General features: G+C 63.4%; 20 protein-coding genes and 1 pseudogene. 10 read left to right on the top strand and 11 right to left on the bottom strand.

Features of this window, described 5'->3' with window-relative positions:
• The first annotated feature begins 146 nt into the window (after positions 1-146).
• From rfbB to PMI20_RS04875, 5 genes are all read left to right on the top strand, one after another.
• Positions 147-1229 (top strand): dTDP-glucose 4,6-dehydratase, encoded by a 1083-nt coding sequence (rfbB, locus tag PMI20_RS04895; RefSeq protein WP_007931697.1) that lies wholly within the window; start codon positions 147-149, stop codon positions 1227-1229.
• Between the two features lie 65 nt (positions 1230-1294).
• Positions 1295-1840: a dTDP-4-dehydrorhamnose 3,5-epimerase gene (gene rfbC, locus PMI20_RS04890; RefSeq protein WP_007931699.1), complete on the top strand. Its 546-nt coding sequence runs from the start codon at positions 1295-1297 to the stop codon at positions 1838-1840.
• Between the two features lie 123 nt (positions 1841-1963).
• Entirely contained in the window at positions 1964-3772 is a 1809-nt protein-coding gene (locus PMI20_RS04885; RefSeq protein ID WP_007931700.1) for a sensor histidine kinase, read from the top strand.
• Positions 3769-5172: a sigma-54-dependent transcriptional regulator gene (locus PMI20_RS04880; RefSeq protein ID WP_007931703.1), complete on the top strand. Its 1404-nt coding sequence runs from the start codon at positions 3769-3771 to the stop codon at positions 5170-5172. The genes PMI20_RS04885 and PMI20_RS04880 overlap by 4 nt, the downstream gene beginning before the upstream one ends.
• Positions 5173-5222: 50 nt before the next feature.
• Positions 5223-5678, top strand: coding sequence for a YiiD C-terminal domain-containing protein (locus tag PMI20_RS04875; RefSeq protein WP_007931705.1), 456 nt, complete (start codon positions 5223-5225; stop codon positions 5676-5678).
• Between the two features lie 152 nt (positions 5679-5830).
• On the opposite strand, the gene cysQ is transcribed toward PMI20_RS04875, so the two are convergent.
• A complete protein-coding gene (gene cysQ, locus PMI20_RS04870) occupies positions 5831-6658 on the bottom strand; it encodes a 3'(2'),5'-bisphosphate nucleotidase CysQ (protein WP_007931707.1) in 828 nt (275 codons plus the stop codon).
• Between the two features lie 11 nt (positions 6659-6669).
• Positions 6670-7236 (bottom strand): ADP compounds hydrolase NudE, encoded by a 567-nt coding sequence (gene nudE / locus PMI20_RS04865; protein WP_007931715.1) that lies wholly within the window; start codon positions 7234-7236, stop codon positions 6670-6672.
• 89 nt (positions 7237-7325) lie between these two features.
• Between nudE and yrfG the strand changes: the two genes are divergently transcribed.
• A complete protein-coding gene (gene yrfG / locus PMI20_RS04860) occupies positions 7326-7988 on the top strand; it encodes a GMP/IMP nucleotidase (RefSeq protein ID WP_007931717.1) in 663 nt (220 codons plus the stop codon).
• Between the two features lie 119 nt (positions 7989-8107).
• On the opposite strand, the gene lysM is transcribed toward yrfG, so the two are convergent.
• Positions 8108-8548: a peptidoglycan-binding protein LysM gene (lysM, locus tag PMI20_RS04855; protein WP_007931719.1), complete on the bottom strand. Its 441-nt coding sequence runs from the start codon at positions 8546-8548 to the stop codon at positions 8108-8110.
• A 139-nt stretch (positions 8549-8687) separates the two neighbouring features.
• Between lysM and PMI20_RS04850 the strand changes: the two genes are divergently transcribed.
• The 4 genes from PMI20_RS04850 to PMI20_RS04835 all read left to right on the top strand — a co-directional run bounded on the left by PMI20_RS04850 (position 8688) and on the right by PMI20_RS04835 (position 13683).
• Complete coding sequence (locus tag PMI20_RS04850) at positions 8688-9575, top strand: LysR family transcriptional regulator (RefSeq protein ID WP_007931721.1); 888 nt, start codon at positions 8688-8690, stop codon at positions 9573-9575.
• Between the two features lie 94 nt (positions 9576-9669).
• On the top strand, positions 9670-10509 hold the full coding sequence (gene fdhD, locus PMI20_RS04845; RefSeq protein ID WP_007931723.1) for a formate dehydrogenase accessory sulfurtransferase FdhD: 840 nt from the start codon (positions 9670-9672) through the stop codon (positions 10507-10509).
• A complete protein-coding gene (locus tag PMI20_RS04840; protein WP_007931724.1) occupies positions 10506-12854 on the top strand; it encodes an FdhF/YdeP family oxidoreductase in 2349 nt (782 codons plus the stop codon). The genes fdhD and PMI20_RS04840 overlap by 4 nt, the downstream gene beginning before the upstream one ends.
• Before the next feature lie 346 nt (positions 12855-13200).
• Positions 13201-13683 (top strand): glycine zipper domain-containing protein, encoded by a 483-nt coding sequence (locus tag PMI20_RS04835; protein WP_007931726.1) that lies wholly within the window; start codon positions 13201-13203, stop codon positions 13681-13683.
• Positions 13684-13807: 124 nt separating this feature from the next.
• Here the strand turns inward: PMI20_RS04835 and PMI20_RS04830 are convergent, their stop codons facing one another.
• The 8 genes and pseudogenes from PMI20_RS04830 to PMI20_RS04795 all read right to left on the bottom strand — a co-directional run bounded on the left by PMI20_RS04830 (position 13808) and on the right by PMI20_RS04795 (position 21912).
• Positions 13808-14239, bottom strand: a complete 432-nt coding sequence (locus PMI20_RS04830) for an acyl-CoA thioesterase (RefSeq protein ID WP_007931728.1) — start codon at positions 14237-14239, stop codon at positions 13808-13810.
• A 67-nt stretch (positions 14240-14306) separates the two neighbouring features.
• Positions 14307-15539 (bottom strand): 3-hydroxyacyl-CoA dehydrogenase, encoded by a 1233-nt coding sequence (locus tag PMI20_RS04825; protein ID WP_007931730.1) that lies wholly within the window; start codon positions 15537-15539, stop codon positions 14307-14309.
• A gap of 112 nt (positions 15540-15651) precedes the next feature.
• Positions 15652-17586 (bottom strand): RecQ family ATP-dependent DNA helicase, encoded by a 1935-nt coding sequence (locus PMI20_RS04820; protein ID WP_007931733.1) that lies wholly within the window; start codon positions 17584-17586, stop codon positions 15652-15654.
• A 210-nt stretch (positions 17587-17796) separates the two neighbouring features.
• Positions 17797-18921, bottom strand: a complete 1125-nt coding sequence (locus PMI20_RS04815) for a polysaccharide deacetylase family protein (protein WP_007931734.1) — start codon at positions 18919-18921, stop codon at positions 17797-17799.
• Between the two features lie 69 nt (positions 18922-18990).
• Positions 18991-20166 carry a tetratricopeptide repeat protein gene (locus PMI20_RS04810; RefSeq protein ID WP_007931735.1) on the bottom strand — a complete coding sequence of 392 codons (1176 nt, stop codon included), beginning with the start codon at positions 20164-20166 and terminating at the stop codon, positions 18991-18993.
• A 164-nt stretch (positions 20167-20330) separates the two neighbouring features.
• Positions 20331-20507: pseudogene (locus tag PMI20_RS04805) on the bottom strand (bacteriocin immunity protein); the annotation flags it as partial.
• Between the two features lie 14 nt (positions 20508-20521).
• Positions 20522-20752: a DUF7683 domain-containing protein gene (locus tag PMI20_RS04800; RefSeq protein ID WP_007931736.1), complete on the bottom strand. Its 231-nt coding sequence runs from the start codon at positions 20750-20752 to the stop codon at positions 20522-20524.
• Positions 20749-21912 carry a colicin E3/pyocin S6 family cytotoxin gene (locus PMI20_RS04795; RefSeq protein ID WP_007931737.1) on the bottom strand — a complete coding sequence of 388 codons (1164 nt, stop codon included), beginning with the start codon at positions 21910-21912 and terminating at the stop codon, positions 20749-20751. Before PMI20_RS04795 ends, PMI20_RS04800 begins: the two co-directional genes overlap by 4 nt.
• Between the last annotated feature and the right edge of the window lie 58 nt (positions 21913-21970).

Raw genomic sequence — 21970 nt, 5'->3', positions numbered from 1 at the left:
GCCGACAAGGGCTTCACTGCTCCAGGGAAGGTAAACAGGATGCCAATACCCGGGCCAGACATCGGCGGCCCTTGCAGCGGCCGCTGGCTGCCGACAAGCTATGCTCCATTCGCGACTCCATGTTTTAGGGAAGAAGGCCTACCCATATGCGCATTCTCGTTACCGGCGGTGCCGGCTTTATTGGATCGGCACTGATTCGCCACCTGATCCGCAACACCGAACACGAGGTGCTCAACCTCGACAAGCTGACCTACGCAGGCAACCTGGAGTCGCTTTCGAGTATCGCCGCCGACACCCGCTACGAGTTCGTCCAGGCCGATATCGTCGACCAGGCCAGCGTCAGCGCCCTGCTCGCGCGTTTCCAGCCCCAGGCGATCATGCACCTGGCCGCCGAGTCCCATGTCGACCGCTCCATCGACGGTCCGTCGGACTTCATCCAGACCAACATCGTCGGCACCTACAGCCTGCTGGAAGCCACCCGCGCCTACTGGCAGGCCCTGCCGCCGACGGAAAAAAGCGCCTTGCGTTTCCACCACATTTCCACCGACGAGGTGTACGGCGACCTGCACGGCGTCGACGACCTGTTCACCGAAACCACGCCCTACGCCCCCAGCTCGCCCTACTCCGCCAGCAAGGCCGCGTCCGACCACCTGGTCCGCGCCTGGCAGCGCACCTACGGCCTGCCGGTACTGGTGACCAACTGCTCGAACAACTACGGGCCGTTCCACTTCCCGGAAAAACTCATCCCGCTGGTGATCCTCAACGCCCTGGCCGGAAAACCGCTGCCGGTGTACGGCAACGGCCTGCAAGTGCGCGACTGGCTGTTCGTCGAAGACCACGCCCGCGCCCTGCTCAAGGTGGTGACCGAAGGCGTGGTCGGCGAGACCTACAACATCGGCGGCCACAATGAACAGACAAACATCGACGTGGTGCGCGGCATCTGCCAACTGCTGGAAGAACTGGCGCCACAAAAACCTGAAGGTGTGAAACAATTCGCCGACCTGATCACCTACGTCCAGGACCGTCCCGGTCATGACCTGCGCTACGCCATCGACGCCGGCAAGATCGAGCGCGAACTGGGCTGGGTACCACAAGAAACCTTCGCCAGCGGCCTGCGCAAGACCGTGCAGTGGTACCTGGACAACCAGGAATGGTGCCAGCACGTGCAGGACGGCAGCTATCAAGGGCAACGGCTCGGTTTCACCGCCCCCCACGACCTGATCGCCTGAGTGTTATCGGTACTGAATGATTCCCGGCCACGGCCGCAACAAATTCACTTTGCTGGAGAGACCCCATGAATGTAGTCACCACCGACCTGCCCGGTGTTCTGATCATTGAGCCCAAGGTATTTGGTGACGAGCGAGGCTTTTTCTATGAAAGCTTCAATGCCAAGGCTTTTGCAGAGGCAACCGGCCTGAACACCCAGTTCGTTCAGGACAACCATTCCCGCTCGCAAAAAGGTGTACTGCGCGGCCTGCACTATCAGCTGGAGAATACCCAAGGCAAGCTGGTGCGAGTCATCGCCGGTGAAGTACTCGATGTGGCGGTGGATATCCGTCGCAGCTCGCCGCACTTCGGCAAATGGGTGGCGGTACGCCTGTCGGCTGAAAACAACCGTCAACTCTGGGTGCCGGAAGGTTTCGCCCATGGTTTCGTGGTACTGAGCGAGTTCGCCGAATTCCTCTACAAGACCACCGACTACTACACCCCGTCGGCCGAGCGCTGCATTCGCTGGGACGATCCGACCCTGGCCATCGACTGGCAACTCGGGGAAGCACCACAACTCTCGGCCAAGGACCAGGCGGGCAAACTGCTGACAGAAGCGGATGTGTTCGCCTAACTCCCCCCTTCAAGCCCACCCATGCGCCTGACCTCTACCCCTGGTGGCAACGGTCAGCGATGCTTGTGTCTTGCCGAGCAGGGGTAGGCATAATGCGCCTGTACCCACAGGCGCATGTCCCTCATGACCCCACCTCTCCCTCGACGCCCCCGCTGGCGTAGCCTGGCTTTGCTGGCCTTGTGCCTGGCGCCGCTGCTGTGGCCGCTGGAGCACCTGGCCGAGCGTTATTACCGCAGCGAACTGGCGGGGCAGAACCGCCAGACCCTCGACCTCTACGTCGCCAACCTGCTGGGCACCCTGCACCGCTATGAAGTGCTGCCGCAGATTCTCGGCGAGCTGCCGGCGCTGCGCGCGGTCCTCGGGGCGCCGGACGACGGGGTGACCCAAGGCAACGCCAACCGCCTGCTGAAAAACATCAGCGCCCAGACCGGGGCCGAAGTGATGTACCTGATGGACACCTCCGGCAACACCCTGGCGGCGTCCAACTGGGACAAACACGACAGTTTCGTCGGCCGCAATTTTTCCTTCCGTCCCTATTTCAGCGAAGCCATGGCCGGACGCCTGGGGCGCTTCTTCGGCCTGGGCACCACCTCGGCCAAGCGCGGTTATTTCTTCGCCGCCGCCGTGCGCAACGGCGAGAAAATCATCGGTGTGCTGGTGGTCAAGGTCGACCTGGACCACACCGAAAGCCTCTGGGGCAAGACCCCCGAGCAACTGGTGGTCACCGATCACAATGGCGTGGTGATCCTCACTTCGCGCGCGGAATGGCGTTTCCGCTCGACCCGCCCGCTGACTGAAGACGAAAGCCAGGCCATCGTCGCCATCCAGCCCTACCCGACCCGCGATCCACGGCCGTTGAACCTCGACTCCAATGCCTGGCTGACCCAGACCCGGCAGATCGACGAAACCGGCTGGAGCGTGAGCATCCTCGCCCCGCGTACCCTGATCGATCGCCCGGTGCGCACCGTGGTGGCGGTGGGCGGCGCCACGCTGCTGGTCTTGATGCTGCTGCTCGGCTTGATGATGCAGCGCCGTCGCCACTACCTGGAACGCATCGCCTTCGAAGCCAAGGCCCGGCGCGAGCTGGAAATGCGCGTGGCCGAACGCACCAGCGACCTGGAAGGCCTGAACCGTCGCCTCAAGCAGGAAGTACTCGAGCGCGAACACGCCCAGCAGGAACTGGTGCGCGCCCAGGACGATCTGGTGCAGGCCGGCAAGCTCTCGGCCCTGGGTACCATGTCGGCGAGCATCAGCCATGAGCTCAACCAGCCGCTGGCGGCGATCCGCAGCTACGCGGAAAACGCCGAGGTGCTGCTGGACCACCAGCGCACCGAGGACGCCCGCGGCAACCTCAAGCTGATCAGCGAACTGACCGGGCGCATGGCCTCGATCATCGCCCACCTGCGCGCCTTTGCCCGCCGCGACCGCCACGCGCCGGAAAGCGTCGCCCTGCAACCGGCGCTGGACGATGCCTTGGCACTGCTGGCCAAGCGCCGACGGGCGATGGAAGTGGAGCTGATCCGCGACCTGCCGGCGGCCACCCTGTGGGTCGAGGCCGGGGAAACGCGGCTGCGCCAGGTGCTCGGCAACCTGCTGGCCAACGCCCTGGACGCGCTGACCGAAAAAGGCCCGCCGCGCAAACTCTGGCTGAGTGCCGAATCCACCGCCACGGGCGTCAATCTGTACATTCGCGACAACGGCCCGGGCTTCTGCATGGAGGCCCTGGGCCGCGCCGGCGAGCCTTTCTACACCACCAAGACCCGTACCCAGGGCCTTGGCCTGGGCCTGGCGATCTGCGACACCCTGATGCGCGCCTTCGGCGGTGAACTGTCGTTCTCCAACCACCGCGAAGGCGGCGCCCTGATTACCCTGCGGCTGCGCGCCGGCGCGCCGGGAGTGAGCCTGCAACCGTCCGAGGACCGCAGCGTATGAGTACACCGATCACCAGTGACGTGCAGGTGGTGTTGATCGACGACGATCCGCACCTGCGCCAGGCCCTGAGCCAGACCCTGGACCTGGCCGGGCTGAAGATCCTGCCGCTGGGCGAAGCCCAGGGCCTGGCCGCGCGCCTGGAGCGCGACTGGCCGGGGGTGGTGGTCAGCGACATCCGCATGCCGGGCATGGACGGCCTCGAACTGCTCGGCGAACTGCACGGCCAGGACCCTGAGCTGCCGGTGCTGCTGATCACCGGCCACGGCGATGTGCCGCTGGCGGTGCAGGCAATGCGCGCCGGGGCCTATGACTTCCTGGAGAAACCCTTCGCCAGCGATGCCCTGCTCGACAGCGTGCGCCGCGCCCTGGCCCTGCGCCGCCTGGTGCTGGACAACCGCAGCCTGCGCCTGGCCCTGAGCGATCGCCAGGAGCTCAGCGCGCGGCTGGTCGGGCTGTCGGCGCCGATCCTGCGTCTGCGTGAACAGATCGGCGCCCTGGCGGCGACCAAGGCCGACGTGCTGATCCTCGGCGAGACCGGCGCCGGCAAGGAAGTGGTGGCGCGGGCGCTGCACGACCTGTCGAGCCGGCGCAACGGCCCGTTCGTGGCGATCAACGCCGGCGCCCTGGCCGAATCGGTGGTGGAAAGCGAACTGTTCGGCCACGAGCCGGGGGCCTTTACCGGCGCGCAGAAACGCCGCATCGGCAAGTTCGAATTCGCCAACGGCGGCACGCTGTTCCTCGATGAAATCGAAAGCATGAGCCTGGACGTGCAGGTCAAGCTGCTGCGCATGCTGCAGGAGCGGGTGGTGGAGCGCCTGGGCGGCAATCAACTGATCCCGCTGGACATCCGCATCATCGCCGCGACCAAGGAAGACCTGCGCCAGGCGGCCGACCAGGGGCGCTTTCGCGCCGACCTGTATTACCGCCTGAATGTCGCGCCGCTGCGTATTCCACCGTTGCGCGAGCGTGGCGAAGACGCCCTGCTGCTGTTCCAGCATTTCGCCGACGAGGCCAGCGCCCGCCACGGCCTGCCGCCCCACGAACTGCAACCTGGGCAGCGCGCCCTGCTGCTGCGCCACAGCTGGCCGGGCAATGTGCGCGAACTGCAGAACGCCGCCGAACGCTTCGCCCTCGGCCTGGAACTGGCCCTGGACAACAGCGCGGCGGATGGCGGCTCCTCGCAGCCGGCGCCGACGGTGGTCGAGGGCGGCCTGAGCGAGCAGGTGGAGAACTTCGAAAAGAGCCTGATCGCCGCCGAGCTGGCCCGCTCCCACAACTCCCTGCGCAGCCTCGCCGAAGCCCTGGGTATTCCACGCAAGACCCTGCATGACAAACTGCGCAAACACGGCCTGAGCTTCGGCGACAGCGGCACCAGTTCGGGCGGCGACGATATCGAGTGAGCGATGCCGACTAATCTTGTTAATGCACCATTTCACCACCGAGGCCCTGCATGAACCGCGACAGTCGTCACCTGGAATCCATCCTCCATCACGACATTCCCCTGACGCGGGACATGGGCCTGAAAGTGCTCGACTGGCACGCGCATGAGCTGCGCCTGCAACTGCCGCTGGAAGCCAACGTCAATCACAAGAGCACCATGTTCGGCGGCAGCCTGTATTGCGGCGCGGTGCTGGCCGGCTGGGGCTGGCTGCACCTGCGGCTGAAAGAAGCGGGGATCGACGACGGGCACATCGTGATTCAGGAAGGGCAGATCAATTACCCGCTACCGGTGACCAGCGACGCCACGGCCATCTGCGCCGCGCCGAGCGAAGAGGTGTGGCACAGGTTCGTGACCATGTATGAGCGCTACGGCCGCGCGCGGCTGATCTTGCACACCCGGGTGGTGAATGCCGGCAGCGATGAAGATGCGGTGCGCTTCACCGGGCAGTACGTGTTGCACCGATGAACCTGTAGCCGCTGGCGCAGCCTGCGATCGGCTGCGCAGCAGTCGTAAACGGCCAGCGCGGTGTGTCAGACGGAATATCGCCAGTCGATCCACGGCCGCTTCGACGGAGTACCGCCCAGCCCGATCATTGGCTAAGCCAGCGGCTACAAGGATCAGCCGCGCGCCAGCTCCAGCAAGCGCCCACGCCATGCGGCCTTGGCCGGCAGCGCCAGGAAGAAGCCATTGAGCAGCGACTCCCGCGCCGGGTAGCAGAACGGCGCGCCACTCAGATCCAGCACCTCGCCTCCGGCGCCCTCCAGCACGCCTTGGGCCGCCGCGGTGTCCCACTGCGAGGTCGGCGCCAGTCGCGGATAACAATCCGCCGCGCCTTCGGCCAACAGGCAGAACTTCAACGAGCTGCCGATGTTCGCCAGTTGCAACTCGCCCAGGGTCGCGCTCAACCCGGCCAGCAGACGCTCCTGCTCGGGGCTGGTATGCCGACGGCTGGCGACCACGGTGAAGGCTTCGCCCGCCGTCAGGCTGTCACGCACCTGGATCGCCACCGGCGCCTGGCCCTTGTCCGCGCGCCAGGCACCGAGGCCGGCGCCGCCGAAATAGCAGCGACCGCTGGTCGGCATCGACACCACGCCGAACACCACCCGCCCGTCTTCGATCAGGGCGATATTGACGGTGAACTCTTCGCTGCCGGAGATGAATTCCTTGGTGCCGTCCAGCGGGTCCACCAGCCACCAGCGCTGCCAGCCGGCACGCACGTCCTGGGGAATGTCGGCGTCTTCTTCGGAGAGCACCGGGATGCTCGGGTCCAGCGCGGTCAGGCCTTGCACGATCAGGTGGTGGGCCGCCAGGTCGGCGGCGGTCACCGGCGACTCGTCGGCCTTGCTGGTGACGGCGACGTTGGCGCGCCAGAACGGCAGGATCGCTTCGCCCGCCTGCAAGGCCAGGTCGATCACCGGCGCCAGCAACGGATGGGGAAAACTCATCGATGGTTCACTCATGCTTGGAAGGCGCCGCGCTGGGTCAGCAGATCGCGGGCCAGGTACAGCGCGGCCAGGGCGCGGCCCTCGGTGAATTGCGGGTTCTGCGCCAGGCTCGACAGCTCGCGCAGGTTGATCTTGTCCACGCGCATCGGCTCGGGCTCGTCGCCCTCCAGCCGTTCCTCGTAGAGGTCGGTGGCCAGCACCACCTGGATCTTCTGGCTCATGTAGCCGGGGGACAACGACAGCTCGGTCAGGTGTTCCAGTTGCCGCGCACCAAAACCGGCCTCCTCCTTGAGCTCACGCTCGGCGGCGGCCAGCACATCCTCGCCAGGCTCGATCAGGCCCTTGGGCAGCGACAGCTCGTAGGCGTCGGTGCCGCCGCAATATTCCTCGACCAGCACCGCGTGATCGGCATCGAGCATCGCCACAATCATCACCGCGCCATAGCCCGCGCCCTTGCCCACCAGGCGCTCGTAGGTGCGCTCCACACCGTTGGAAAAGCGCAACTGCACCGCTTCGACGCAAAACAGACGGCTGGTGGCGACGATCTCGCGGGCGAGTACGGTGGGTTTCTGGCGCATAAAAGGCTCCTTGGCGTGAACGCGCTACTATAACGCGGCTTTCCCGATTGTTTGTGTCGGATATCTTTCTACCGTTCGAGACGTTTTCCATGCCTTCACTGCCCTGGCGCGACATCGATACCGTTCTGCTGGATATGGACGGTACCTTGCTGGACCTGCACTACGACAACCACTTCTGGATGGAGCACCTGCCCCAGCGCTATGCCGAGCTGCATGGCGTCAGCCGCGCCATGGCGGAAATGGAATTGCAGCCGCTGTTCGAGCGTAATGCCGGACAGTTGCAGTGGTATTGCCTGGACTTCTGGAGCGCCGAACTGAAACTGCCGGTGCGCGAACTGAAGCTGGAAACCGCCCACCTGATCGCCCTGCGCCCGGACGCCGATACCTTTCTCGCGGCGATCAAGCAGGCTGGCAAACGCGTGGTGCTGATCACCAATGCGCACCGCGATTCGTTGTCATTGAAGTTGGAAAAAGTCGAGCTGGCGCCCTATTTCGAGCGTTTGATCAGTTCCCACGATTACGGCTTCGCCAAGGAGAACCCGCAGTTCTGGGATGCGTTGCAAGCGGATATCGGCTTCGATCCGGCACGCAGTCTGTTTATCGACGACACCCTGCCGATCCTGCGCAGCGCGCGAGATTTCGGCGTGGCCCATCTGTTGGCGGTGAGTGAACCGGACAGCCGCAAGGGGCCGAAGGACACGGCGGAATTTGCCGCGCTGGGGGACTATCGAGCATTGATCGAAGGGTTGTAGAGCAATCCTGTAGCCGCTGCCCCAGGCTGCGATCGACCGTGAAAGGGTCGTAGCGATGTTGATCGCCAAAGGTCCTTCGGACCTTATCGCAGCCTTCGGCAGCGGCTACAGACCGAGCATTACTCGGGGATGCGCAGTACCTGGCCCGGATAGATCTTGTCCGGGTGCGACAGCAGCGGCTTGTTGGCCTCGAAGATCTTGTTGTACTTGTTGGCGTCGCCGTACACGGCCTTGGAAATGGCGCTGAGGGTGTCGCCTTTTTTCACGGTGACGAAACGCGCGGCAGCCGCCACAGGACCGGTGACGGTGATCTGGTCGTCGACGCTGCCGACGCCTTCGATGTTGCCCACGGCCAGCAGAATCTTTTCCTTCTCTTCCTGGCTGGCCACTTCACCGGTCACGATGACCTTGTCGCCTTCCACGGTAGCCTGGACGTTGGGGTTACCCAGGCCGACCTTGGCGATGTGATCCTTCAGCTGTTCGCTCGCATTGGCGTTACCCGGCGTCAACAAATCGATAAGCTTTTCGCCCGCTTCTTTCACAAAGCTAAAAATACTCATGGTGCACACTCCTTGGGTTTTATGGGTCCAGACGCGAAAGACTAGACCAGCCTTGAGAGACGAGGTTCAAAATCGACCGATGACGCTGTGCACGGCAAGCACGCTAGAATCGCCTCCCCCCCGCGCCCAGGAAGCGAAGATGGACATCAAGCAGCTGAAATTCCTCATCGCTCTCGACGAAACCCGCCATTTCGGCCAGGCCGCCGCGCGCTGCCACATCACCCAGCCGACCCTGTCCATGCGCCTGCGCAACCTCGAGGAAGAACTCGAGCTGCCGCTGGTCAACCGCGGCCAGCGTTTCGAGGGGTTCACCGCTCCGGGGGAACGGGTGCTGGCCTGGGCCCGCAGCGTGCTGGCCGCCTACGACGGGTTGCAGGCCGAGGCGGCCGCCTGTCGCGGCAATCTGGTCGGCACCCTGCGCCTGGGGGTGGTACCGCTGTCGAGTTTCGACCCGCTGCCACTGATGCAGCGCCTGCACCAGGCGCACCCGAATGTGCGCTTCGAGTTGTCGGCGCTCAGTTCCGAGCAGATCCTCGAACAGCTGGCGAGCAATCGCCTGGATATCGGCGTTTCCTATCTTGAGCGCCTGGACAGCGAACGCTTCGAATCCCTGGCCCTGGGCGAAACCCGCATGGGCCTGCTCTACGACCAACGCTTCTTCAGCTTCGGCGAACAGCCCCTGAGTTGGGAGGCCGTGATCGAACTGCCGCTGGGCATGCTGACCAGCGGCATGCATTTTCGCCAGTCCATCGACCATAACTTCCACAGTCGCGGCCTCACCCCTCAACCGCTGCTGCAGACCGATGCCGTGCATCAATTGCTGCAAGCCGTACATGGCGGCCTGTGCTGCGCGATCATGCCGCTGGACGGCGGCCTGGAAGCCCTCACCGAGCACCTGCGCCTGCAGCCCATAGCAGACGCCAACACCCTGGCGCACCTGGGCCTGATCATGCGCCGCAGCGCACCGCGCTCGGCCCTGGCCGAGGCGTGCTTCGCCCTGCAGCAGAAATCACCGAGCGAGTCTTGATCGACGGCATCTATCGGCACATCAGTACTAGCAATTAGACGCGACACTTTGACGCGCTTAGTCTTAGGGCTGGATATTCCGCCGGTGATGCCCCATGAAACCCCAGCGCCCGGCTTGCGCGACGCCCACTGCGAAAACGCCCGCGCCCGCCGCCAGCCAGAACTACCGCTACAGCAACCTCGACCACACGGAATCGGCCAGCACCGCGCTCGCCGAGGAAGTCGCGCTGGCGATCGCCTATAACGGCATCAGCCAGGCCGTGATGCTGGTCACCCCCAGCGACCTGGAAGACTTCATCGTCGGCTTCAGCCTCGGCAGCGGCATCATCGGCGACGCCTCGGACATCTACGACCTGCAACTGAGCGGTAGCGGTTCGGCCCAGTACGCCCAGGTGCAGATCTCCAGCCGCGCCTTCTGGAACCTCAAGCAGCAACGCCGGCAACTGGCCGGCACCAGCGGTTGTGGCCTGTGCGGCGTGGAAGCCGTGGAACAGGCCCTGCCGGACCTCAAGGTGCTGCCCGGCGCGCCATTGCCGCCCGCCCAATGGCTCGATGGCCTGCGCCAGCGCATCAGCGCCTTCCAGCCCCTGGGCCAGCACTCCGGCGCGGTGCATGCGGCGGTGTTCATGAACGCCCAGGGCGAGCTGCTGCTGGGCCGTGAAGATATCGGCCGGCACAACGCCCTGGACAAGCTGATTGGCGCGTTGATCCGCCAGAACATAGCCACTGCCGGCGGCGTGGCCATCGTCACCAGCCGTTGCAGCCTGGAACTGATCCAGAAAGTCCTGCGTGCCGGCATCCAGACCCTGGTCAGTCTGTCGGCCCCCACCGGCCTGGCCCTGCAATGGGCACGCCGGCACAACCTCAACCTCATTCACCTGCCGCAAAAAAGTGCGCCAAGGGTCTATAGCCCTGCGATGGAGAAACAAGCGTGACCACTCATCACCAAGCCGACCAGACACCCACCCCGCGCTACAAGCCCTACAAGGGCCCGGCCGGCGGCTGGGGCGCGCTCATCAGCGTCGCCCAGGCCTGGCTGACAAGTGACAACGCCCTGAAAAACCTGCGCATGATGCTCAAGACCAACCAGAACGGCGGTTTCGACTGCCCGGGCTGCGCCTGGGGCGACTCGCCGGAAAGCGGCATGGTCAAGTTCTGCGAGAACGGCGCCAAGGCGGTGAACTGGGAGGCCACCAAACGCCGCGTGGATGGCAAGTTCTTCGCCAAGCACAGCGTCAGCTCGCTGCTGGAGCAGAGCGACTACTGGCTCGAATACCAGGGCCGCCTGACCGAGCCCCTGAGCTACGACGCCGAAACCGACCGCTACAAGCCCATCAGTTGGGAAGCGGCCTTCGCCCTGATCGGCAAGCACCTGCGAGCACTGCCCAACCCGGACATGGCCGAGTTCTATACTTCGGGCCGCGCCAGCAATGAAGCGGCGTACCTGTACCAGCTGTTCGTGCGCGCCTATGGCACCAACAACTTCCCCGACTGCTCGAACATGTGCCACGAAGCCAGCGGCGTGGCCCTGGCGCAAAGCGTCGGCGTCGGCAAAGGCACCGTGACCTTCGACGACTTCGAGCATGCCGATGCGATTTTCGTCTGGGGCCAGAACCCCGGCACCAACCACCCACGGATGCTCGAGCCGCTGCGCGAAGCAGTGAAACGCGGGGCCCAGGTGGTGTGCATCAACCCGCTGAAAGAACGCGGCCTGGAACGCTTCCAGCATCCGCAGCACCCGATCGAAATGCTCACCAACGGCAACAAGCCGACCAACACCGCCTACTTCCGCCCGGCCCTGGGCGGCGACATGGCGGTGGTCCGCGGCATGGCCAAGTTCCTCCTGCAATGGGAACGCGACGCCCAGAAGACTGGCGCGCCGGCGGTGTTCGATCACGACTTCCTCAACGAACACACCGCCGCCGTACTGGATTACCTGGGCATCATCGACGACACCCCATGGGACGACATCGTCGAACAGTCCGGCCTGACCCTGGTGGAGATCGAGCGCGCGGCGCGCATGTACGCCAAGGGCAAGAACGTGATCATGTGCTGGGCCATGGGCATCACCCAGCATCGCCACTCGGTGCCGACCATCCAGGAAATCGCCAACCTGATGCTGCTGCGCGGCAATATCGGCCGTCCGGGCGCCGGCCTGTGCCCGGTGCGCGGCCACAGCAACGTGCAGGGCGACCGCACCATGGGCATCAACGAACAGCCGCCAGTGGCCTTCCTCGACGCCCTGGAGCGGCGCTTCCAGTTCAAGGTGCCACGCGAGAACGGCCATAACGTGGTCGAGGCGATCCACGCCATGCTCGAAGGCCGTTCGACAGTCTTCATCGGCCTGGGCGGCAACTTCGCCCAAGCCACCCCGGACAGCCCGCGGACCTTCCAGGCCCTGCGCAACTGCGACCTGACCGTGCAGATCAGCACCAAGCTCAACCGCAGCCACCTGGCCCATGGCAAGGAAGCACTGATCCTGCCGTGCCTGGGCCGTACCGACATCGACCTGCAGAGCGAAGGCGCGCAAGCGGTGACCGTGGAAGACTCCTTCAGCATGGTTCACGCGTCCAACGGCCAGTTACAGCCGCTGTCGCCACAGATGCGTTCGGAGCCATCGATCCTCGCCGGCATCGCCGCCGCTACCCTGGGCAGCCATCCGGTGGACTGGAACTGGCTGGTGGCCGATTACAGCCGTATCCGCGACCTGATCGCCGACACCATTCCCGGCTTCAAGGACTTCAACCAGCGGGTAAAAAACCCTGGTGGCTTCTACCTCGGCAACTCGGCCGGCGCGCGGCGCTGGAACACTCCATCGGGCCGCGCCAATTTCCGCCCGAACCTGCTGCCCAAGGATCTGGTGCACGAACGCACCCGCGCCACCGGGCAGTTGCCGGACCTGATCATGCAGTCGATGCGTTCCCACGATCAGTACAACACCACCATCTACGGCCTGGACGACCGCTACCGTGGCGTGAAGGGCCAGCGCGACGTGCTGTTCGTCAACGAAGCCGACATCATCCGCTTGGGCTTCAAGCCGGGGCAGAAAGCCGACATCGTGTCGTTGTGGGATGACGGCCGCGAGCGTCGGGTCAAGGGTTTCACCCTGCTGGCCTTCGATATTCCGGCTGGGCAGGCTGCGGCCTATTACCCAGAGGTGAACCCGCTGGTGCCGCTGGAAAGTATCGGGGACGGCAGCTACACCCCGACCTCGAAGTTCGTCGCGATCCGCCTGGAAGCGGCCAGCAACAGCGGCTTGATCATGGCCCGGTCGGCCTGATCGACGAAATCGCTGGCCCTGTAGCCGCTGCCGCACGCTGCGATAAGGCGCGCAGCGCCTTCCAGGGCCCTCAAGAGCAACGTCTCCTACGGAGCCGATCGCAGCCTGCGGCAGCGGCTACAGTCAGGAGGTTCCAGCGGCGGCGAAATCGCAGGCACAAAAAAGGCCGCTTCCATCCAGAAGCGGCCTTTTCCAAGTAGCTACAGACTCGCAAAAATAGGATAAGTTCCCTACTAAAAACAATAAGTTACGAGATTGTGTACAACTCGTGCTATTCGTCGGATTTCGATTGTAAGCGCCTCAACACAGCCTCAGGATCGCGCCGTCATCCCTTTGAGGCTCCTCTATGAAGTTCTCCTCGATTCTCTTGTTGTCCCTTGGCCTGGTCAGCGGCGTCGCCTCTGCCGGCGGCACCACAGAGGCAGGTGTGGGCGGCGCATTGGGCGGGGTTCTAGGCTCGGTCGTCGGTCAGTCGATTGGTGGCAACACCGGTTCCACCATCGGTGCCGCACTGGGCGGCGCGGGCGGCAGTGCCGTGGGTGCCGACAGACGCAGCCGTGGCGAAGCCGCTATCGGTGGTGCGCTGGGCGCAGCCGGCGGTAACGTGGTCGGTCGCAGTGTGGGGGGCACCACTGGCAGCCTGATCGGCGCAGCCGCGGGCGGTGGTGTGGGTGGCGCACTGGGTAACCATATGGGCAACTCCAGCGATCGTGACGATCGCCGTTACCGCGATCGCGACTACGACGACCGTCGCTACTACCGCGACGGCCATCCGGGTCGTGGCCATGCCTACGGGCATCGCAAGCACAAACGTCACTGGCGCGACTAAGACCTGAAACGGTCGCAACCCGCTGACACAAAGACCGCAGCCTGACGGCAGCTCCTGTCAGACAGGGTTCATCACCCCCGGGATGAACCCCAAGGAGCCGCCCGAGCTGCGGTCTTTTTTGTGCTTACACCAGCAAGCGTTCCAGCGCTCCACGCAGCCCGGCGGGAATCCCTACCGGCTGATTCGATGCCCGATCGACGAACACATGCACGAAGCGCCCCGCCGCGCAGGCATCGGTTTCCCCTGCCTTGAACACCGCCAGCTCGTACTGCACCGAACTGTTGCCCAGTTTGCCGACACGCAGGCCGATCTCGATGCGCTCGGGGAAAGCGATCGAGGCAAAGTAATCGCAGGCCGAACTCACCACGAAGCCCACCACCTCGCCGTCATGGATATCCAGGCCGCCCTCCTCGATCAGGTAGGTGTTCACCGCCGTGTCGAAGAAGCTGTAGTAGGTGACGTTATTCACATGACCGTACACATCGTTGTCGTGCCAGCGCGTGATGATGGGCTGGAAGTGGCGGTAGTCGGTGCGTTGCGGCATGCGGTCGGTCATTGGCGGGTTCTCGGAGGCAAGGTGTCTGGAAAGCAACCATGGTGTGGTCGATCAGGCGACGCCTATTTCAACCGATGGCCCGATGATCGGCAAACCCTTTGCCAGCCTGCACCAGCTCGTCAATCAACCGCGCCGGCTTCCAGTGCATGCCCGACTCGGCTTGCAGCCGCAGCAGCCCTTGCTGGATGGACACCAGCCCCTGCTGGTCCGCCCAACTCATCGGCCCGCCCTTGTCCGCCGCAAAGCCATAACCGTTGAGATACACCAGGTCGATGTCGTGCGCCGAGCCGGCAATGCCTTCCTCGAGAATCTTCGCGCCTTCGTTGACCAGCGCCAGCAGGCAGCGCTCGAGGATTTCCTCGGGACCGATGTCGCGACGGCGGTAGCCCAGGCCCTCGCTGACCTCCTGAACCAGGGCATCGACCTGTACATCGTGCTCAGCCTGACGACTGCCGGGCTCGTAGTGGTAATAACCCTTGCCACTCTTCTGGCCAAAACGACCCGCCTCGCACAGGCGATTATCCACCTGCACTTCGTGCGCCTCCTGGCCCTTGCCGGCCAGTTGCCGGGCACGCCATTCCAGGTCGATGCCGACCACGTCGTACATGCGGAACGGGCCCATGGCAAAACCGAAGCCCTGCAATGCGGCATCCACCTGATAAGGGAAAGCCCCTTCCAGCAACATCTTGCGCGCCTCCAGCACATAGGTGCGCAACATGCGGTTGCCGATGAATCCAGGGCAGTTGCCAGACACCACACTGACCTTGCCCATGCGCTCGCCCAGCGCCAGCGCGGCCTCGAGCACCTGCGGCGCAGTCGCGGCGCCCCGGACGATTTCCAGCAGCTTCATGATGTGGGCCGGGCTGAAGAAGTGCAGGCCCAGCACCTGTCTTGGGCGCCGGGTGACTGCGGCGATGGCGTCGATATCCAGCGCCGAGGTATTGCTGGCGAGGATCGCCCGCGGCTGGAGCAGGCCATCGAGTTCGCGGAAGATTTGCTGCTTCAGCTCGAGGTTCTCGTAGATTGCCTCGATCACCAGGTCCATATCGCGGATCGCCGGATAATCCGCCGCCGCGCTTATCCGGGCCCGGCGCACATCGGCCTCTGCCTGATCGATCCGCCCCTGACGCACGTTGTGTGCATAAGTCTCGGTCACCGCTGTCAGCGCCTGTTCGAGCATCTGCGGATTGTTGTCCACCCACTGCACCGCGACCCCGGCATTGGCCAGGCACATCACGATCCCGCGGCCCATGGTTCCGGCACCGATCACCGCGGCGCGCTGAATATCGATCTGGCTCATAGTGGCTCCCCTGTAGGTGGCTCAAAGACGCAAACCACCATAATCAGGCCCAGGACATTTTTGAAATTTATTCCTGTGATGAGCGGCATTCAGCAGATGGATCGGGCAGGTATCAATCCTGAAGATGATGTTCGGCCCAATCGCGCACTTCGGCGTAGGGATAATCCTCGAGCACCGCGAAACCCGGGATCGACCGCGCCTTGAGTTTGGTGAACAGCGGCACGCTGATCCCACACAGGAAACGCGTCAGCCGTTCCGCCCCTGGAACCGTGCCGCTGTATTGGTGGTGCCTGTGGATAAATTCGCCACACAGCGCTTCGAAGTTTTTATCCACAAGCTCAGGCAAGGCTGGCGGCTCCGGCAGGCGGGCCACCTGGCCATGGCATACCGAGCAATGCCCGCACCGCTGCGGTGCCTGGTCGTCGCCGAAATACTGCGCCAGGCGATACCCCAGGCACTGCTCGGTGGCGAACAGTGCGAGCATCGCGTGGATCCGTGCGATCTCGCTGCTTTCGTGCTGTTTGAAATAGGCGTGCAATTGCTGGCTCAGGGTCGCGGCATCGAAGCCCGTCTCCAGCAGGTTGTAGACCTCGGTCATCTGCTTGCTTTCCAGCTCGACCCAGCCCTTTTCCTGGAAGTAGTCCAGGGCCTTCACCACCCGGTTACGCTCAGCCTGATGCTGCTGATACAGCGCGTCGAAATTCACCGTGGCCCAGGTCCGGGCACGGCTGGAGGTCTCGATGATCGCCGCCACGAAGTCCCGGCGCTCACCTTCGAAACGCGCCAGCAGCGCCTGCGGTTCCTCAAGGAACTTGAAGCGGTATTCGGCGAAGTAGGCGTAACGCGGCGCGATCAGGCCGCGCAGTTCCAGCTGCACCAGCAAGGTCTTGAGCGGCAGCTGGCGGATATTGCTCTGGTCCGCCAGCGGCCCCAGCAGGAACTCCCATTGCCCGTCGGGTGCTGCATTTTGCAGCTCGTCCAGCACACAACGAATGCCTTCCAGTTCCGGCGTGTCGCCGTAGACGAAGTTTTCCAGCACGTTGAGGCTGTCGCGGTTGGCCAGCACCAGGCAGTCCGAAGGTTGGCCATCACGCCCCGCGCGGCCGATTTCCTGGCTGTAGTTCTCGATGGATTTGGGCAGGTCGAAATGCACCACATTGCGGATGTCGCTCTTATCGATGCCCATGCCGAAAGCGATGGTGGCGACGATACAATTGGACTGGCCCGCCATGAACTGCCGCTGGATGGCTTCGCGCTGCTCATGGGGCAGGCCGGCGTGATAAGCCTGGGCCTGGATACCGTTGCGACTCAGATGCTCGGCGATGTGCTCGGCGGTTTTCTGCAAGGTGACATAGACAATGCTCGGCTGCCCGGGACGCTCGCCCATCCACTGCACCAGGCGTCGGCGCTTGTCCTGGCCACGCACCGGCTCCACCAGCAGGTTGAGGTTGGGCCGGTAGAAACCAGTGGTCACCACATCCTGCCCGGTGATGGCGAATTTCGCCTGCATGTCGGCGATCACCTTGGGCGTGGCGGTAGCGGTCAACAGCAGTGCCTGGGGAATGTTGAACTGACGCTGGTAGTCCGGCAGCTTGAGGTAGTCGGGGCGAAAGTTATGGCCCCATTCGGAGATGCAGTGCGCCTCGTCCACCACCAGCAGGGAGATCCGCACCTGCTGCAGGAAGTTGCGAAAACGCTCGTTCTTCAGGCGCTCCACCGAGATCATCAGGATCTTCAACTCACCGAAGCGCGCCCGCGCCATGACCTCGTTGGCGTCATCGCGGCTCTGCGCCGAATCGATGCTCGCCGCGGCGATGCCGTGCCGTTGCAGGAACGCCAGCTGATCCTGCATCAGCGCCAGCAACGGCGAGACCACCAGGGTCAGGTGCGGCAGCAGCAAGGCCGGCAGCTGGTAGCACAGCGACTTGCCGGAGCCCGTGGGAAAGATCGCCGCCGCCGAGCGCCCGGCCAGCACCGCGCTGACCGCCGCCTCCTGGCCGGGACGGAACTGTGGATAACCGAAGACCTGTTCGAGGGTGTTGTGCATGAGCTGTCACTCCTTTGACCGCTGACGTGCCTTGAAGCCTAGCGCGGCCAGTCAGCGGGTCGAGAAAAGGTCGGGAGGAAAAGGATACGGGATGATACAGGGGGAACGGAGAGCCGCGTTCGACTGGGGATGACGCGGAGTTTTTCAGGGTGTATCGCAAGCCATCGGGCACCGGTCGATGCGCGATGGCTCGCGATGAAAATCGTGCTCTTAGCGCGTCGCGCGGCAATCCACCCACTTCACGCCATTGCTTTTGTTCGCGGCGATCAGCGTCGGCACTGCGGCAGGCGCCTTGTTGTGAATATCGTGGAACAGAATGATCCCCCGGCGCCACAGCAACATCAGCGTCTGCACCCGCTGGCTCGCCGCGCTGGCGCTGATGCTCTTGCTCCAGTCCTGGGAGTCGACGCCCCAGAGCATCACCTTGATGCCCTGGGCCTTGAAGAACGCCGGGCTGTCACTCGAACGCTGGCCATAAGGCGGACGGAACAGCGGCTGGTAGTCATCCGGCAAGGTGCCGCGCACCAGGGTCGCGGAACGGGTGATGGACTGCTGCCATTCGCTCCAGGCGCTGTGGGACTTGTGCGCCCAGCCATGCAGGGCAACGCACTGGCCGCTGTACAACTCGCGCATCTGCGCCGGCGACGACTTGCGCAGACGCGCCTGGAACGGTTCGCCCAGGACGAAGAACAATCCATGCAGGTCGTTGGCCCGCAGCACGTTGGCCAGCGTATCAGTGTGACCGCCCGCGGCTGTCGGGCCGTCGTCGAAGGTCAGCAGAAACTGCCGGTCCGCCAATTCGTCACCCATCAGCTCGGTGCTATCGAAACGCTCGATCTCACTGCTGATCTTCGGAAACAAGGCCGCCAGGCGCAGCTGTTCGTTCAGATACTGCTCATGAAACTGCCGGCTTGCCTGGGCCCAGGCGTCATAGGCCGGGCTGATCGTCCCGGTGAAGCCCTGGGCCAGTTGCCGCAAGTCATCCAGGTTACGCACCGGCGGGCAGAAGGCGGCACCTTCACAGTCCTGGCTGGCGCTGTGGTAACTGCTGAGCAGGCGTATCCAGAAACGATCGCGCACTTGCTCGACCGAATGATGGTCCAGCGCCTTGACGCCCAGGCGCTGCTTGAGGCTGACATCGTCCAGCGCCTCGCTGGCCAGCAGGGCCTTGCCGAACATCAGGATTTCCGCGCGCGAGGCGGTATCGAAACCCGCTTGCGTGGCCAGCGAACCCGGCCAGGTGCTGCGGTCGATAGTGGCGAACACCATCGGGCCGGCAGCCTGGGCAACGGCCGTCCACAGGGACAACATCAAAGCAACAACCAGAACCCGCATAACAACCTCCATAAATGCATAACGCGCCGTGGGACGGCGCGTTATGGGGGTCAGATCAACACCCGTGAATCAACGGTTTTGCACACGCTCGATGGCTTTGTCGTACACCGGGTTGGCCTTCTGCTGCTTGGCCAACTGATAGTGACGCAGGGCATCGGCGAACTGACCGGCCGCTTCGTAGATCCGCGCGATGTTGTAGTAGGAACTGGCGCGCACGGTGGCCGCCGAGTTGCCGCTGGCCAGGGCGATGGCCTTGCGGTTGGCCCAGATCGACTCGGCAGTGTTGCCGGCTTTCTGATAGGCCAGGCCGAGGTTGCTGTAGGCCTGACCGTAGCCGTTGTTCAGCTCGATGGCCTGACGGTAGAAGTCGATGGCTTGCTGCAGGTTACCGGCGTGGTAAGCCTCTTCGCCCTTGCGGTTCAGGGTTTTCGCATCGGCTTGCGCGCTGCTGCTGACGGCGACAGCGGCCACTTCCACTTTGTCGTCGAGCAGCGGCGATACTTCGTTCAGCACGTCCTGCGCGTCGACGGTCACGCCGCTGAGGGTGTTGATGTCCTGGAAGTCGCCATTGCCGGTCATGCGGAACACGGTCCACAGGTTACCGCTGCGGTCCTGCGGCACGTAGTAAGTGCGCACCAGCGACTGGCCCATGTACACGAACACCTTGGCCTGGCTGGCAGAGAGCTGGCGGGACGCCGGGCGGCTCTGGTTGCTGTAGTCATGCACCGCGTACACATAGCTTTCGCCGTAGTGTTTCTTTTCCAGGGTGATGGTTTCCGGGCCGTAGCTGTCGACATCGTCGACGTCCAGGTGGGCGTCATCGCCTTGCTGGTTGCGGAAGTAGATGTTGTTGCCCGGGAAGATCATGTGCGAGTCGAGATCGCTGGGGTTCGCGCCCCAGGTCAGCACCACGCGCAGACCGTCGAGGTTCTGCATCACCGGGCTGATGGCATAGGTCATGCCGCTGCACGGGCACTTGACCACCAGGTTGGAATAGCCGGGTTTCTTGATGATCAGCAGGTTGCTGGGGTCATCGGCGAAGTCGGTGGTCAGGGTCACCTGGCCTTGAGCATTGGTACGACCAACCACGCTCTGCGCGCCATTGCGCTGCACCAGCACTTCGGCGTCGGCGATCTTCTGGTCCTTGACCACCGCACTCAGCACCTCGACCGGCAGCTGCTGCGCCGTCACCGAAAACGCCAATGCCCACAACGAAAAAATCGAAGTCACGCGAAACAATCGCATACCTAATTCCCTTTAAGTGTATGAAGTCGGCACCCAAAGGTACCCGGCAGATTTCGCGCGCACGATACACAGTTTTTTCGGGATTTGCTTGCTAATCCATTGGGAAAGATGGGGGCTGTGGGAATCCCTGAAGTTTGCTGAGGGGCCGGGATGGCAAAACCTTTTCAGACAGATTTGAAACCGGGCAAACCATTAGCCGCTCGCCACTCCTTCACTATCCGTGTGATGCCTTCGGACGAGTCATCGGCACCGTCCTCTGGGTAGAAAATCAGATCGGAGCCTGCTGGGTATTCGCTCAACTTTTGGAAATGGAGTACAAGCGCATCCACTTCTTTTTCAGTGCCCTCGAAAATACTCAGCCATTAGCTGTCAGTTGGAAATCGTATGCGCAGAGATCAAATTTCTTCTCCGTGATCTTTTCAAACTCCGCCAACTGCGCTGCACTCAGGTCATAGCCTTCCCAACCTTGAGGGTCCACTGTCCAGCCCATGATCTCTTTCACCCGCTCGTCACAGTCGACCGGCAGTTCTACGTCAAAAACCAACATCTCGGTTTTCTTGTCAAAAGCCTCAACGAGAAACTTCATGGTTCTACGCTCCTTGCTTTGTTGGCTGCTTTAGTTTGTTCACCAGTAAGCGGATCAAATTCGCCAAGATGGCGGCCGTGCTTGTCATACATCTCAACTGCGCCATGTTGAGAGTCCCATTCTAAAATGAGTCCTTTTGCCGTTTTCCATCGCTTACGCCGCCCACCACCTCCTTGGACAGACGTTTTCCGCTTTGCCCTAATAGCATCAGGAAAGCCAGGCAAGGCGCTCGGTGCAGGAACATATCCTGATACCGGTGTGCTCAGCACAATGTACAGCGGCTGAACTCCAGACCCCGGCGGAAACACCAGAATAAAATCCCGATACTCCGGCGGATAAATCGGGCTGACGATGATCCGTTCCGCCGCTTCCGTCGGCGGGAAAATCCAGATCGGTGGTGTCTGTGGCGCCGCTTCCAGGGGCGGTATCCCAATGGTGTTCGTGGGGTCCACAGCCGGGGTCCAGGTGAGGGTGATGCCACCACCCAGGTCGGCCACTTGCTGCTCGCCACGAGTCTCAAATTCAGCGACCGGAATCATTTCCCACTCACGGCGCCCCTGAGTGTTGAAACCGTAGCCCTTGAGGCTGCCATCGGCCTGCTGTTCGACCCGCAGGCGCAAGCGGGTGCGGGCCTGCTTGAGGTTGCGCAGTTGCTCTTCGCTGTACAGCGCGCCGTCCCCCAAACTCGATGGAGCGAGCAAGGCCACCAGCCCCAAGCCACTGCCGGTGGTACCAGAACCCACGGAGACACCACCCAGGGCCAAGGCACCGAGATTGGCCGGCAGCGCGCCGCTGATGCGCTTGAGGGGCACTCGCCCACCCGCCTCGACCTCGCGACCGCCCAGCAGCGTCAACGCGCCGTAATTCGCCACCGAATCAGTGGGTATGAAGCCCGTCGGGGTGACGTAGTCGATGATTGCGTTCGGCAGCTTGCAAGACTTGGCAAATACGCAACCGACGGGCGTTGGTTGCGATTCCACCTGTGTGGTCGGCAGCCGCTCTTCATAGGCCTGCTGATGAGCGAGCATCTGCTCGTAACCCTGCTGCGCCTCATCACGCTCGGCCAATTCGCTCGCAGTCATATCGCGCAGGCGACGATAACCACCGCCGTCAGCGTCGTAGTGCTGCCATACCTGGGGCACATCCTTGTTGCGGGCCATAGTCCTTTGCTCGGTCGCCTGGGAAACCCCGGCCTTCAACCGGGGGATCTCACGTTAA

This window comes from Pseudomonas sp. GM17 (genome assembly GCF_000282175.2).
Lineage (GTDB): Bacteria > Pseudomonadota > Gammaproteobacteria > Pseudomonadales > Pseudomonadaceae > Aquipseudomonas > Aquipseudomonas chlororaphis.
The sequence above is the reverse complement of the archived record's forward strand: the minus strand, read 5'-3'. Positions and strand labels throughout refer to the sequence as shown.

Coding starts and splice junctions, on each gene's coding strand:
- PMI20_RS04815 (WP_007931734.1), bottom strand. CDS start 18,921: ATGCGGGTTCTGGTTGTTGCTTTGATGTTGTCCCTGTGGACGGCCGTT.
- rfbC (WP_007931699.1), top strand. CDS start 1,295: ATGAATGTAGTCACCACCGACCTGCCCGGTGTTCTGATCATTGAGCCC.
- cysQ (WP_007931707.1), bottom strand. CDS start 6,658: ATGAGTTTTCCCCATCCGTTGCTGGCGCCGGTGATCGACCTGGCCTTG.
- fdhD (WP_007931723.1), top strand. CDS start 9,670: ATGAAACCCCAGCGCCCGGCTTGCGCGACGCCCACTGCGAAAACGCCC.
- PMI20_RS04810 (WP_007931735.1), bottom strand. CDS start 20,166: ATGCGATTGTTTCGCGTGACTTCGATTTTTTCGTTGTGGGCATTGGCG.
- PMI20_RS04825 (WP_007931730.1), bottom strand. CDS start 15,539: ATGAGCCAGATCGATATTCAGCGCGCCGCGGTGATCGGTGCCGGAACC.
- PMI20_RS04830 (WP_007931728.1), bottom strand. CDS start 14,239: ATGACCGACCGCATGCCGCAACGCACCGACTACCGCCACTTCCAGCCC.
- rfbB (WP_007931697.1), top strand. CDS start 147: ATGCGCATTCTCGTTACCGGCGGTGCCGGCTTTATTGGATCGGCACTG.
- PMI20_RS04880 (WP_007931703.1), top strand. CDS start 3,769: ATGAGTACACCGATCACCAGTGACGTGCAGGTGGTGTTGATCGACGAC.
- nudE (WP_007931715.1), bottom strand. CDS start 7,236: ATGCGCCAGAAACCCACCGTACTCGCCCGCGAGATCGTCGCCACCAGC.
- PMI20_RS04820 (WP_007931733.1), bottom strand. CDS start 17,586: ATGCACAACACCCTCGAACAGGTCTTCGGTTATCCACAGTTCCGTCCC.
- PMI20_RS04800 (WP_007931736.1), bottom strand. CDS start 20,752: ATGAAGTTTCTCGTTGAGGCTTTTGACAAGAAAACCGAGATGTTGGTT.
- yrfG (WP_007931717.1), top strand. CDS start 7,326: ATGCCTTCACTGCCCTGGCGCGACATCGATACCGTTCTGCTGGATATG.
- PMI20_RS04850 (WP_007931721.1), top strand. CDS start 8,688: ATGGACATCAAGCAGCTGAAATTCCTCATCGCTCTCGACGAAACCCGC.
- PMI20_RS04835 (WP_007931726.1), top strand. CDS start 13,201: ATGAAGTTCTCCTCGATTCTCTTGTTGTCCCTTGGCCTGGTCAGCGGC.
- PMI20_RS04795 (WP_007931737.1), bottom strand. CDS start 21,912: ATGGCCCGCAACAAGGATGTGCCCCAGGTATGGCAGCACTACGACGCT.
- lysM (WP_007931719.1), bottom strand. CDS start 8,548: ATGAGTATTTTTAGCTTTGTGAAAGAAGCGGGCGAAAAGCTTATCGAT.
- PMI20_RS04875 (WP_007931705.1), top strand. CDS start 5,223: ATGAACCGCGACAGTCGTCACCTGGAATCCATCCTCCATCACGACATT.
- PMI20_RS04885 (WP_007931700.1), top strand. CDS start 1,964: ATGACCCCACCTCTCCCTCGACGCCCCCGCTGGCGTAGCCTGGCTTTG.